This is a genomic window from Bacillus sp. KICET-3 (genome assembly GCF_033261025.1).
In the GTDB taxonomy this organism is placed as follows: domain Bacteria; phylum Bacillota; class Bacilli; order Bacillales; family Bacillaceae; genus Bacillus; species Bacillus sonorensis.
The window spans coordinates 3,121,049-3,134,169 of the sequence record NZ_CP137345.1; the positions used below are offsets into that span (position 1 = coordinate 3,121,049).

10 protein-coding genes, 1 pseudogene and 1 other annotated feature are annotated in these 13,121 nt (G+C 41.5%); of the genes and pseudogenes, 5 read left to right on the forward strand and 6 right to left on the reverse strand.

The genetic code is table 11. The annotated features are described in order from the left end of the window. Positions 1 to 63 precede the first annotated feature (63 nt). Positions 64 to 864, reverse strand: a complete 801-nt coding sequence (locus tag R5H20_RS15945) for a MurR/RpiR family transcriptional regulator (protein ID WP_006637716.1) — start codon at positions 862 to 864, stop codon at positions 64 to 66. Positions 865 to 1,165: 301 nt separating this feature from the next. Here R5H20_RS15945 and R5H20_RS15950 point away from each other — a divergent pair, with 301 nt between their 5' ends. Beyond that, positions 1,166 to 2,128: a helix-turn-helix transcriptional regulator gene (locus R5H20_RS15950; protein WP_006637717.1), complete on the forward strand. Its 963-nt coding sequence runs from the start codon at positions 1,166 to 1,168 to the stop codon at positions 2,126 to 2,128. A 75-nt stretch (positions 2,129 to 2,203) separates the two neighbouring features. Continuing rightward, the gene (locus R5H20_RS15955) at positions 2,204 to 2,836 is read left to right on the forward strand and encodes a type 1 glutamine amidotransferase family protein (protein WP_006637718.1); all 633 of its coding nucleotides are present in this window, start codon (positions 2,204 to 2,206) and stop codon (positions 2,834 to 2,836) included. Positions 2,837 to 3,240: 404 nt separating this feature from the next. On the opposite strand, the pseudogene R5H20_RS15960 reads toward R5H20_RS15955, so the two are convergent. Next, positions 3,241 to 3,663: pseudogene (locus tag R5H20_RS15960) on the reverse strand (DinB family protein). A gap of 320 nt (positions 3,664 to 3,983) precedes the next feature. On the opposite strand from R5H20_RS15960, the gene R5H20_RS15965 reads away from it, so the two are divergent. The 3 genes from R5H20_RS15965 to R5H20_RS15975 all read left to right on the forward strand — a co-directional run bounded on the left by R5H20_RS15965 (position 3,984) and on the right by R5H20_RS15975 (position 6,948). Beyond that, positions 3,984 to 4,517 (forward strand): MarR family transcriptional regulator, encoded by a 534-nt coding sequence (locus R5H20_RS15965; RefSeq protein ID WP_006637719.1) that lies wholly within the window; start codon positions 3,984 to 3,986, stop codon positions 4,515 to 4,517. Beyond that, positions 4,492 to 4,705, forward strand: a binding site (T-box leader). It overlaps the preceding gene by 26 nt. Positions 4,706 to 4,749: 44 nt before the next feature. Further along, a complete protein-coding gene (gene tyrS / locus R5H20_RS15970; RefSeq protein WP_006637720.1) occupies positions 4,750 to 5,997 on the forward strand; it encodes a tyrosine--tRNA ligase in 1,248 nt (415 codons plus the stop codon). A 333-nt stretch (positions 5,998 to 6,330) separates the two neighbouring features. After that, a complete protein-coding gene (locus R5H20_RS15975; protein ID WP_006637721.1) occupies positions 6,331 to 6,948 on the forward strand; it encodes a hypothetical protein in 618 nt (205 codons plus the stop codon). A 428-nt stretch (positions 6,949 to 7,376) separates the two neighbouring features. On the opposite strand, the gene R5H20_RS15980 is transcribed toward R5H20_RS15975, so the two are convergent. The 4 genes from R5H20_RS15980 to R5H20_RS15995 all read right to left on the reverse strand — a co-directional run bounded on the left by R5H20_RS15980 (position 7,377) and on the right by R5H20_RS15995 (position 12,926). Further along, complete coding sequence (locus R5H20_RS15980; RefSeq protein ID WP_095259997.1) at positions 7,377 to 8,204, reverse strand: alpha/beta hydrolase; 828 nt, start codon at positions 8,202 to 8,204, stop codon at positions 7,377 to 7,379. Positions 8,205 to 8,755: 551 nt separating this feature from the next. Beyond that, positions 8,756 to 10,180, reverse strand: coding sequence for an MBL fold metallo-hydrolase (locus R5H20_RS15985; RefSeq protein WP_006637723.1), 1,425 nt, complete (start codon positions 10,178 to 10,180; stop codon positions 8,756 to 8,758). Positions 10,181 to 10,246: 66 nt separating this feature from the next. Then, positions 10,247 to 11,440 carry an FAD/NAD(P)-binding oxidoreductase gene (locus R5H20_RS15990; RefSeq protein WP_006637724.1) on the reverse strand — a complete coding sequence of 398 codons (1,194 nt, stop codon included), beginning with the start codon at positions 11,438 to 11,440 and terminating at the stop codon, positions 10,247 to 10,249. Positions 11,441 to 11,687: 247 nt separating this feature from the next. Further along, positions 11,688 to 12,926: a cytochrome P450 family protein gene (locus tag R5H20_RS15995; protein ID WP_006637725.1), complete on the reverse strand. Its 1,239-nt coding sequence runs from the start codon at positions 12,924 to 12,926 to the stop codon at positions 11,688 to 11,690. Positions 12,927 to 13,121 lie beyond the last annotated feature (195 nt).

Sequence of the window (13,121 nt, forward strand, 5' to 3'; positions counted from 1 at the left end):
ATTAAAAAAGAGATTTCGTCGAATCTGTATCATGTCAACAAATGATGTGAAATGTCACAGGAATTAAAACTCCTTGATAATGCCTTTTTGGATAGCGAGGCTTAACAAGGTATCAATCAGCAGCATCATATTGGATTCATAAGAAGTGACCTGAAACTCCTGCTGGGATTCAATCGTCGGGTCGATAACGGGAAAGACAAGATCAGCCAGTGAAGCGTTTGTGCTGTGTTTATTTCCGGTAAACAGAATCGTCTTCAATCCATTGTTTTTGGCAATCTTGACTTTTTCAATCACACGATTCGTTTCTCCGGAGCGTGAAAATACGATGAATAATTCGTACTTCTGGATGTTGTTCCAAAATAAAGCGCGGCTGTCGCTTGTAGAGGAGTTCGATACATAGTAGCCGAACAGTTCCATCTTTTTAGCAAGGTAATTGGAGAAAGTAGTTGAAAATCCTGCGCCGTAAAAATAAATTTTTTGGCATTTCTGAAGTTGCTCCAGGAAGACCTGAACATGCGTTTCATTTAGTGAAAGAAATGTGAGTTCGTAATTTTGCATAAATTCTTTTCGCTTTGTTTCCAGCGGACTATGAATCCCTTCGAGGAACTCCGCTTCTGTATCCGGCATTTTGGCAACTTTGAGCCCCAGGTTATAAATAAACTCGGTATATCCGCTAAAACCGAGTTTTTTACAAAGCCGCAGAATGGAAGTCGTGGAAACAAACAGTTTATTGGCAGCTTTTCTTATACTTAATTGCTCCCCTTCCATCTTTTTTTGAATGAGAAAGGACAAAATATCTTTTTCAGACTGATTTAAGTTTCTGTCCATTGCATAGTCCATTAATATTTTATCGGTCGTATTCAAAAATGAGTCCCCCTCGTGTACACGATGTTCGTTTTAATCCCTGCTTTTTCGCCAATTCCTATTATAATCGTGCGCTAGATTTCAGTTCAATCAGCATGGATGGTCATCGCAGACCCTGCGGGAAAATCAGTTGTTGTCAACCGCTCCAGCCTTTTTTCATGAATATTACTGGTTGTGAAATAACGCACTTGATGGGTTATACTAAAAATCGGAAATAGATTGGGAAGAAATGATACTTAAACTGACAAGACATAGTCTAATTCAAAGAAATAAGTTAATTCAATGATAAAGGTGGGTTTATATGCCTAAAATTGATAATATGCTGGCAATTCTATGGATGCTTAGTTCAGGTGAAAAAATTACCGCAAAACAAATGTCTGAAAAGTTAGAGATGAATATAAGGACTGTGTATCGTTATATTGATACACTTTCAACAAGCGGTGTACCTATCATTTCAGACACGGGACATAACGGTGGATACACTTTATTGGACAATTTTATTGAAGCTCCTCTTTTTTTTGATTTTGAGGAGCAAACCTCACTATTCCACGCTGCTGTTTTTGCAGAAGAAGCCGGATATTATGGAGGTGAAGCACTAAAAAGGGCTGTTTCAAAGTTAAGCAAATATTCAAACCAAGAACAGGAATCAAAGAGAAACCAACATTTAACCAGTCTTGAAGTAATCAGCCGATCAAGTCCCCTCTCTATGGAACCTTTCTTGAAGGAGTTGGAGCAGGCTGTAGCTGACGAATACTCTGTAAAAATTCTGTACCATAAAAGTGGCGAAGAGCAATCCAAGTATAGATTGGTCGATCCGTACAGAATAATTTATTGGAATAATAGGTGGTATGTGATCGGATTTTGTCATCTTAGGAATGATATCCGTAGTTTTAGAGTAGATCAAATTGAAAGTCTAATACTAACCGAAAATAAATGTAACCGGCCGGAAAATTTTTCAGCACGTGACTTTTTTTTGAAAAACCTCCTTCCAACTATTAAAGATAAGGAAGGAATCGCCTCTTTGGTTATTAATGGGAACCGAAGGGCGTTGGATGACATTTGCCAACATTGGTTTTTAGGACATTATTTACAAGAACGGACTTCAAATCAAGCAGTATTTCTTCTTGAAAAAGATATGATCCATACATATGTGCCTTATTTAATTTTACCGTACGGTAAATCTATTCAGGTTATTGAGCCAATAAGTCTTAAAAAAAGACTTATTGAAGTTCTGTCGGAATTAATAAAATTTCATCAAGTATGATAACTTCCCTGACGATAGCTGTCAGGGAAGTTATTTTATAATGGGCTATATCAATTGTGATTGGAGTGTTCTTGGATGCAAACAAAAAAAGTTTATCTTTATGTATTTAATACAATGTCAGACTGGGAATATGGATATTTAATTGCTGAACTAAACTCAGGAAGGTATTTCAAAAAAGATGTAGCACCTTTAAAAGTAGTTACAGCAGGAGCTAATAAAGAAATGATGACTACGATGGGAGGATTAAGCATAAAACCCGATATTTCCCTTGATGAGTGTACTCTTGAGAGTAAAGATCTTTTAGTTTTACCTGGAGGAAATACTTGGGGAGAAGATATTCATCAATCTATCTTGAAAAAAGTTGGCGAAGCTTTAAAGCTTGGCACTATTGTCGCCGGAATTTGCGGTGCAACTGAGGGTTTAGCGAATAGCGGGTACTTAGATTCCAGAAAGCATACAAGCAATAACTTAGAGTATATTAAAATGGTCTGTCCTAATTATAAAGGAGAAAAATTTTATGAGATGAAACCTGCGGTATCTGATGAGAATTTGGTTACTGCATCAGGAATTGCTCCTCTGGAATTTGCAATGGAAGTACTGAAAAAATTAGATGTATTTGCACCAGATACATTGCATTCATGGTATAACCTAAATAAGACTCATAATCCCGAACATTTCTTCCGATTAATGGATACAATAAATGGATGAGCTCAGTCTAAAAATTACCCTGCTTTAGACAATGTCAAAGCATCAATACTTGGATTTTTTTATATAACTTAAAAATGTTTATGGAAGTTAAAAACGAACAAAGCACATCCTGACGTTGGTATAAATAGACTGGTAACAATGGCGGGCTTTTTTCTTTGGTGATAAAGATGGAACGATTTTCAAGAATCAGGCGCGATTGCGGAATAACAAGCAGTCGCTTTTTTACTAGGAAGATTTGAATTATCCTATAACAGATTGCATGTAAATATTAAGAAACCCAGCTCATTTCTCATGTGCAGACAACTGGGTTTTATAAAGTTGAATGTGCAAAATAACGCTTAAAAATAGCGCAAATGCTAAGCCAGATAAAAAGACAAGACTTTGCAAAGCCTTCTCCTCTGCTATCAATCCCAGATGTTCGGGCGGTCTATTCTCATTGTTCTCATATAGTCTAATAACTGACCCGTATGAACAGATTCGTGGTAAGCGATGCGCATTAACATATCTCCGAGGGTTCTGACATAACCGACATCAGAACGGTCTATTTGAACATTCTCTAAATCGCTTACACTTAGCGTCTTAATGTAATTCAAGAAATCTTCACGAAAAGGTTTAGCGAATGCAAGTTCATCATCTACCGCTGTAAATTTTCTGTTTTCAAATGGATTGGATAAATTAGATCATGCTTTACTACCTCTTCCGATCAGAACTTGGTGATAAAGAAACTCGCCTTCTAATCAATGCCTAATCATTTCAGCACACGTTAAAGCATCTGCGTCTGGCTTCCAATTTAGCATTTGTTGAGGTATGGCTTTCCAAACTTTTATGCTCCTTCACCGAACCTCTTCAAAATTCAATATAAGTAAATCATTGTTACTCATTAAAATTTGTCCTCCCCTTTGCTTTTAGGTGGATTACACCAGAAAAATGTGTACCTATGTTCTAAAATAGCTAAAGTTATCAATGCAAAAAAAGATAAGAAAGCAATCATGTTAACGGACTTCACACATGCATCATTCTTTGAACATCCGCAGTTATAACAGCATTCCCCTTGAATCATGCAAAAATATACTTGAAATCCATATTCATCTCTGTTAAAATTCATTTCATAGCTAATGATTCTGATAATTAGAGGCGGGTCTGACACATGGAACGTTTAAATAAAAGATCGCTGCTCCGCAATGAAGAACACGACACACTCAGCAAACTTAAACAAATGCATGTTGAGTCTCTAAATCTGGAAGCGATTTCGATCGCTACAAATCTTTACCGATCTGCTCAAAGGCTCCGTGTCAAAATGGAGACTGAAGTTCTTTCTTCATACAAATTGTCTTGGACCGCCTTCTCCATTCTTTACGATCTATGGATTTGGGGCAGGCTTGAAACGAGAAAAATCGCTGAGCTGTCAGGCATTTCAACAGCTACGGCAAGCAATGTGATTAAAACGCTTGAAAAAAAGGGGTTTTGCTCCAAAAGCATTGATACAAGAGATCGAAGACTCGTTTTTGTCTCGATCACTGCAGCCGGTAAAAAAGTGATCGAGGAACTCTACCCTCAGTTTCACAAAGGGGAAACTCAGCTTATTTCGGGCATGACGAAAGAGGAGCAAGAAACCCTGAAAAAGCTGCTTAGAAAAGTGGCTGACAATCTTCATACCATAAGCTTTGACGGGAATCAGTAGCGGCTTGTCTCCCTGTTTCAGAGAGCCGGCGGAAGGTGTAAGCCGGCACACAGACAAACGTGAATTACCTCCCGGAGCTTTCTTTGTGAACAACAGTAGCAAAGAACGGAAAACCCCGTTATCTGAATGAGCGGAAGACGCTGTCTTCAACCAGGGTGGTACCGCGTGCATTGAGTCACGTCCCTTAAGGGGATGGGCTCTTTTTTTTGTTTATAAAAAAGGAGGAAAAACGATGAAAGCATTTGATCAGCTTACAGCAGCACAGCAAAAAGAAGTAGAAAGGCAGCTTCAGCTATACATGACAGGCGCCCAGGAAGTCATACCGCCGGAGGAATTAAAGGCCAAGCTCGTCAACTCCATTTCAACAGGCAAACCGCTGAAAATCAAACTTGGATTAGATCCCTCTGCACCGGATGTTCATCTGGGACATACCGTCGTCTTAAACAAACTTCGCCAATTTCAAGAAAACGGCCATATTGTACAGCTTTTGATTGGTGATTTCACTGGGAAAATCGGTGATCCGACAGGGAAGTCCACAGCCAGAAAACAGCTGACTGATAAAGAAGTTCGGCATAACGCCAAAACATATTTTCAGCAATTCGGAAAAGTGCTGGACAAAGAAAAAGTCGAGCTTCATTACAACTCAAACTGGCTGAAGAAATTAAACCTAGAGAATGTCATTGATTTGGCAGGAAAAATAACCGTGGCCCGCTTGATGGAGCGCGATGATTTTGAAGAGCGCATCGCCCTGCAAAAACCGATTTCCCTGCATGAATTCTTTTACCCGTTGATGCAGGGATACGATTCCGTCGTTCTCGAAAGCGATATTGAGCTGGGGGGAACAGACCAGCATTTCAATGTGCTGATGGGACGGCATTTCCAAGAAAGATACAACAAAGAAAAACAAGTCGTTATTCTCATGCCGCTGTTGGAAGGCCTGGACGGCATCGAAAAAATGTCTAAATCCAAAAATAACTACATCGGGATTGATGAACACCCAAACGAGATGTACGGAAAAACGATGTCGCTGCCGGACAGCCTGATGAAAAAGTATATCCATTTGGCCACGGACATAGAACTCGAGGAGAAAAAACAGCTTGTGAAAGACTTAGAAACTGGAGCTGTTCACCCGAGGGACGCCAAAATGTTTTTAGCCAAAACGATCGTCCGGATGTATCACGGATCGAAAGCGGCAGAAAACGCCGAACAGTCTTTCAAGACGGTCTTTCAAGAAAACGGTCTGCCTAAAGATATCCCGGCGGCGCTTTGGAAAGGCGATCGGAAACTATCGATTATCGATCTGCTCAACAAGCTGGAGCTCCTCCCTTCCAAGAGCGAGGGGCGCCGCATGATCCAAAACGGGGGTGTCAGAGTTGACGGAGAAAAAATAATGAATGTTCAAACGGAGATTACCGTGAAGCAGAATATGATTATTCAAATCGGAAAACGAACATTTGTAAAGTTAAAAACAGACGAGTGAAACATATATGGCCTGGCTACTGCGCCAGGCTGTTTAATATTATCACCGATTCAATCTTGCCGCTGAATAAGGAACTTCAGTCTGTTTTTAATATACATGCTATCTCATGAAGACAACTAAGAATAACACACAACATGATTAATGGATCACCTGTAATGAGAGCACTCAGAGTCGTCGTATCGGAGCAGAGGCCATTGCCAAACCTGGGATTCACAGTATGCCAGCCCGGATACAGAAGTGAAACATTTTACAAAAATGGAAATACCCCATTGATATTTTAGTTATTTTGCCCTATGATTAAAGACGTACATAAATATGATCTGGGGGTTAATCATGAAGAAAGCAACAGTTTTATTTCTAACGGTTTGTTTAGCAATTGTATTGGGGGCTTGTGGTTCTTCAGAAACCGCAAAAAACAGCGGGGATACTAAAAAATCTGCCGCAAGCGAAAACAAAAAGTCTGATAATGACAATACACAGGAAGATGAAAACCTGAAAGGGAAAGATATCTATACGAATAACAAATTGAATATAAACGGCACTGTCGGACCAATGAAATATACGATTAAGAGTGTTCAATTAAAAGAAATGCAACCGAAAAATGAAGCAACAGCTAAACTGCTCGGCGTGAAAGTCGGCGATACAGTTAACGCCGTAACAATTGAAATGTCAGGCGAAAATACATCAGATGATGATGTGAATTTTTATTTGGGACAAGCCACAATTGTCACTGATACGAAAGAACAGCTTGAGCCTGAAATGCTTATCTCCAAACATATCGAAGGAGAATATCTAGGAAAAGTGAAAAATGAAGGCGCCAATGTGTACATTCTGAAAAAATCGTCTGTTAAGAATTTAAAATCGATTGAAATCCGGGTTGATGCTCCGACAAACAACGAATTTGAGCCTCTTGGAAAAGAAGTAAAACATACGATTAAAGTTAATAATTAACGAAGATTGCCCTTTTTAGGGCTTTTCTTCTCAGAAAAAAAGAACAAACATTCCCTTATCGAAATCACACTCAGCAGATCCTGCCTTTTATTGATGGAATGTATCTCCCTGCACAAAAAACACCCCTTAGAGTGCTTTAAATAAGGGCTCCGTCAAACTCGGCATACACCGGTATTCCCCTCCCCTAAAACATCATATCCTTTTTCACTTGTTTGACTGCTGCCTTACGAAAAGTGGCGATTTGGGGTAGATTTAGAATTCTTTGGCATTACTTGCCCCTCATCGAAAAGCGAAGAGTTTCATGAAACACTGGGTAAAAAGCAGAAAAAGAAAGGCCGCAGCTATATTCCGGCCTTTCTTTTCTTCGTTGAAAAGCAGCTTCTGGACATCTTGAAGGAAAGCCGCGGCAAACCGCCCCCCTTTCAAGCTTATTTGTTGTTCTTCTGCAAAAACGCCATAACAGCTGTTGTCATATCCTGTGCTTCTTTTGGCGCATCCGGAGAACCGAACATCTTATTTAAACCGCTATGGGATAAGTTCTTGACTTGATAAACAAATTCAGAACCTGCCGCTTTGTTTAAGGTTTCTGCAAAATGATACACAGCTGGATCTCCCCAGCGCGTAACAAGGTAAGCCGGCGGCATATTTGGTTTGTTTATGTAGGTGAGCGGTGATGCTTCTGTCCACACCTTTTGATCAGCGCCAAACACCTTTTTATATGACGGAATCGCTTCAATGAATTGCTTTATATTTAAAGGGCCGTCTAATATAACAATAGAATTGAGTAATGCCGGTTCAAGACCGACTCGATGCAAATATTTTGCATCCGTGGCGATTAAGCCCGCCAAGTGCCCCCCTGCCGAATGCCCCATGACATTTATTTTCGATTGATCAATTTGATACTCATCAGCATGATTCGTCACCCATTGAATCGCCTTTGCAACATCATAGGCCATATCATTATACTGAACATCGGGATGAAGCCGATAGTTGACAGACACGAATACATATCCCTTTTCTGTAAAATACGCCGGCTTTGAAGCAACATTGCTCTTGTCTCCGCCTGTCCATCCCCCTCCATGAAGATAGATGATAACGGGATGTTTTTCTTTTTTGTCCGTCTTCGGTGTATATATATCCAGTATTTGTTTTTCTTCTTTTTCATAATGAATATTTTTTATGTTCTTGTTTGCAGTGCATGCGAATAAACCGATACATACAATGATTAATGCTGCCCATTTGATAATTCGTCTCAAATTTTAAACACCTTTCTCTATAGCGATGTTGTGAAACATGTGATTGGCGGATCACGTTGATCTATATGAAGAACATGAAATGTATGTTGAATACAAGACACGTCCAATTAGAAAAAGAACACTTCAAAATTCCGATGCTGCTCAAATCTTAATTTATCGGATAAGAAAACTCCTGCTACGAGGCGGAAAAGATTCCGCCTCCCCCGTGCGACTGTAAATGTCAGACAGAGATCTAGTCGGAGTATGCGGTCGTAAATCTCTCTGCTCAGAAGCGGTCTTTTCAAATAGCATTTAGAAAACATTGATACATTCATTATAAACAGAAACAAGATACTTACAATTATGAATTGAGCGCAATCCACAAAAATGGAAGCTGAATAGGAGGGATCGACAAAATAACCATTCAATGATCGCGTGTCCGGATTGGGAAGCGCACGCCGATATAGATGGTTCATTGCAGATACTGGTAACAAAAGAGGCCGGCGTCACCATCACCTTGCCTCTTTTGTTTTTGTCCGGGTGCGGAGGTTGATGGTGATGCCTTTTTCCTTTCAAAGTTTTCTTACTTTATTTTCATCTTGAACATCTTTTTTCCACTGGGCGTATCCGCCTGTCATGTTATACACCACTTTTATTCCAGCCGCCTGCAGCAGGCTTGCGCCGATAGCCGACCGAACGCCGGAACCGCATTGGACAATCACCGGACGTCCGGCAGGAATTTCATCCAGGCGATCCGGAATCGTTCCAAGCATCATATGTTTCGCACCTTCAATATGCCCTTCTTTCCATTCGTTTAAATACCGAACATCAAGAATTTGTGCATGTTCTTCTTGAAGCAAAGCATTCGCTTCCTTCGGTGAAATGTTTTGGTATGATTCACGTGCTGAAGATGAGGCGACCGCTTTGTCTGCATCCATAGCATACGGAATTTGATCAATACCGATAGAATGCAGAGTTTCTTTGATATCATCCAGTTCCGCAGGGTTTGCTAATACATAAAGAGGCCGTTGATAGTCTACAATCCAGCCGGCCCAGGTCGCAAATGATGAACGAAATGGCAAATTGATCGTTCCCTTTAGATGGTCTTTTGCAAACAGAGACGGCTCGCGTGTATCGATGACTTGTGCTCCGTTTCGAATGCTTTCTTCTAATTGAACGATATCAGTCATTTCTTTTGTTGCGGGTACATTCGCCAACAGAGCAGGTCCGGTTTTATTCATTTGTTTCATCACAGCAAAATACGTGGGCGGTTCAGGCTGCCCATCCAGCAAGGCTTCCACAAACAAATCTCGGCTTGTATGCTGAAAAGCCCAATTAAACCTTTTCTCATATCCTACAGTTGAAGAGGGGATCGCTCCGAGAGACTTTCCGCACGCACTGCCTGCCCCATGCCCCGGCCAAACTTGCATATAATCAGGGAGTTCCCTGAATTTTTCCAGAGATTCGAACATTTCATGGGCACCTGCGTTTGCCGCGCCTTGTGCGCCTGCTACTTTTTCCAGTAAATCCGGCCGGCCGATGTCACCTGCGAATACAAAATCTCCTGTAAAGATGCCCATTGGCTGATCCGCATGTCCGCCGCCATCCGTTAAGATAAATGAAAGACTTTCAGGGGTATGGCCTGGTGTATGAATCACCTCAAATATGAGATTGCCAATTTTAACATCATCGCCGTCTTTTAATAGACGGTGAGGAAGGTGATCAACATATTGATACTTCCAATCTTGCCCCCCTTCATCTGACAGGTATAATGTGGCATTAAGCGTTTCAGCAAGTTCACGTGCTCCGGAAACAAAATCTGCATGGATATGTGTTTCCAAAGCTCCCACAATGCTCATCCCATGCTTTTCCGCTGCCTCTATATACGGTGCGATGTTTCGCGCCGGGTCGATCACCACAGCCTGTTTTGACGTCTGGCATCCCACCAGATAAGAGGCTTGAGCTAATCTTTCATCATAAAAATATTTTAATAGCATATCGATTTTCCTTTCAGAAAAAATATTTAATAAAAGCGCCCTGATCGGCTTATAGCCTTAAGCACGCTACATTTTCCCTTTAAGCATTCCCTTCCAATACATGATGGGGAGCAGGTTTTTTTTCAAAAAATACATGCTCCGGCGTTCAACAGCTTGATTAAATGGCATCGTTTCCCTCGGCCGTTTATCATAGTCGAACTCGGCCAGCACAACCTTGTTGTAGCCTGTCACAACAGGGCATGAGGTATACCCGTCATATTGCGCTCTCAAAGGACGTCCATCCATTAAAGCCATCAGGTTTTCTACAACCACCGGTGCCTGCTTTCGAATGGCTGCACCTGTTTTGGAAGTGGGCAGATTGCTTGCATCCCCAAGCCCGAAGACATTTGCAAAACGGTTGTGTTGAAGCGTGCGCGGATGAACATCGATCCAGCCTGCTTCATCGGCTAGTAAGCTATGTTGAATGAAATCCGGCGCTGCCATAGGCGGGCAAACATGAAGCATTTCAAATGGCCGGGTGATCATGCTGCCCGTCTCCAAATCTTCAAAAACGGCTTTTTTTCTCTCCCCGTCCACTTTCACCAGATGCCTCCGGAAACACGCCTGAATGCTTTTTCGTTCCAGCACTTTTTCCAGAGCTGCGCGATATTTGGGAACATCGAAAATCGCCGGATTCGCTGATTCAAATATGACGTTCGTCCGGTCGCGTATACCGGCTCTCCCGAATGCTTCTTCTGCTAAATACATGATTTTTTGGGGAGCTCCTCCGCACTTAATCGGTGTGTTGGGGTGAGTAAAAATTGCGTTTCCCCCTTTAAAATTGCGAATGGTGTTCCACGTATCATCAACATGTTCATATGAATAGATGCTGCACACGCTATTTTTCCCCAGCGTTTCAGGCAAACCTTTCACATGCTCCCAATGGATGTGAATACCTGGAGCTGCAACGAGGTAATCATAAGTGAATGTATGATGATCTGTTGTTGTGAGACGATGATTCTCAGGATCAAAAAATGCCGCGCTCTTCTTGATCCAGTCTGCTCCGTCCGGAATGACGGAACCCATATCACGCCTTGTGCGCTCTTTTTCTACAACGCCTGCTCCTGCCAATGTCCAAAGAGGCTGATAAGCATGATGATCAGCCGGGTCTATGATCGCTACATCTCCATGAAGGGCTTTTCGCTTCCGCAGAAGCCTCGCCCCTACCGTAATTCCTGCCGTACCTCCCCCTACTATGATCACTTTATAATGCTTCTTCATCTTAAAACCTCCTCAAAAGAGCGGGATGTTAAACATGTCACGATCATATGAAGGCACTATAACCATCTTTTAGGGCTCAACAAGCTTGCAGTTCACCAATCATGCCGAGCGTTTCTCCAGCGGAGCCCCATATGTCTGTTAATCGGAATAACAAAATTCAACCGGCTTTATCATTAAACATTTTAAAGAGCCCAGGATTCTTAATTCCTGCGGATTCTCTTACGTCATAAACTCAACAGACAAAAGATCAGAAGCATAGCGGCAGTTCTTCTAAAGCTCTCATCAGAAAGTTGCCTTTCCATTTGATCTGTCCCCTTTCACCTTTTATTTGTAAATTTGGGCAGCGGCGCAATAATGTCGAAATGGCGATCTTTGCTTCCAGACGGGCAAGCGGTGCGCCAAGGCAAAAGTGTCCGCCGTGGCCAAAGGCAATATGGCGGTTGTTTTTTCTTTCAATATCAAACATCTCAGCATTCGGAAACATCTTTTCGTCTCGGTTGGCAGAGGCTAATGAAATGATGATCACATCTTTTCTTTTGATCTCTTGTCCATGCAATGTAAACGGTTCGGACGCCCAGCGCAGGGTGGTCAATTCAACAGGACTGTGAAAGCGCAACGCCTCTTCTATGGCTGAATCCATCAAAGCGGGGGTTTGGCGAAGCTTCTGCAATTGATCGGGGTGATGGAGCAGTGCAAATATCATATTGGTGATTAAGTTTACGGTTGTTTCATGTCCCGCAACGATCAGCAGCATAATTGTCGAATACAGCTCTTCTGTGCTTAATGTAGTCCCTTCGCTTTCTGTCTGGATTAATGCACTGATTAAATCTTCCGCGGGGTCGTTCCTTTTTTTCCGAACTAAATATTCCAGGTATTCGGCGAATTCTCCTATTTTATGATTGTTTTCTTCGAGGCTTTCAGGGGTATCAGTAAAGTCAATAACCGCTTGCGACCAAACTCTGAATTTTTGTCGGTCTTCAAGGGGAATGCCAAGCATTTCACTTATCACGATAATCGGCAAGGGGAAAGCGAAATCGTCTGCAAGGTTCATGAAATGATCGGGCTGTACGTGGTCCAGTAAAGAATCAGCGATATGTTGAATTCTGTCTTCAAGCTGCAAAATCATTCGGGGGGTAAATGCTTTCTGAACAAGGGACCTTAAGCGGCTGTGGTCTGGGGGATCTGAGTTGAGCATATGCTTTGTTAACGGTTCTTCATTTTCCAACGGCATGGGACGGCTCTCATCTTCTTTTTCCGTAAATACATTTTCATAGTTTTTCTTTAACCTTGCATCCTTTAATAATTGGATGGCATCATCATATCTCGTCATAAGCCAGCCTTCACCCAGGTCTCCCAAAGATACGGGATAAACAGGGCGGGATGCGCGCAATTCTTTATATAATTCATACGCCTCTTGTTTAAATGCCGCCGAAGAAAGATGTGCTTCAGATAAGATGCCGGAACTTAACTCACGTTTTGAAGACATTGTTACACCCTCCATCTCCCTGAAAATTTTGTTAACAAAACCTTTTATTAACATTATAAACCATAAAGATTAATTATGCTTTTTAAATCCATCCCGCAACATACAAGCCGTAATGTCTATTAAAATGTGATGTTGTCATGTCATTATGCATTTCAAAAACAAATGAAAGATATTTCTTCTCGAGTCTCACCAGTG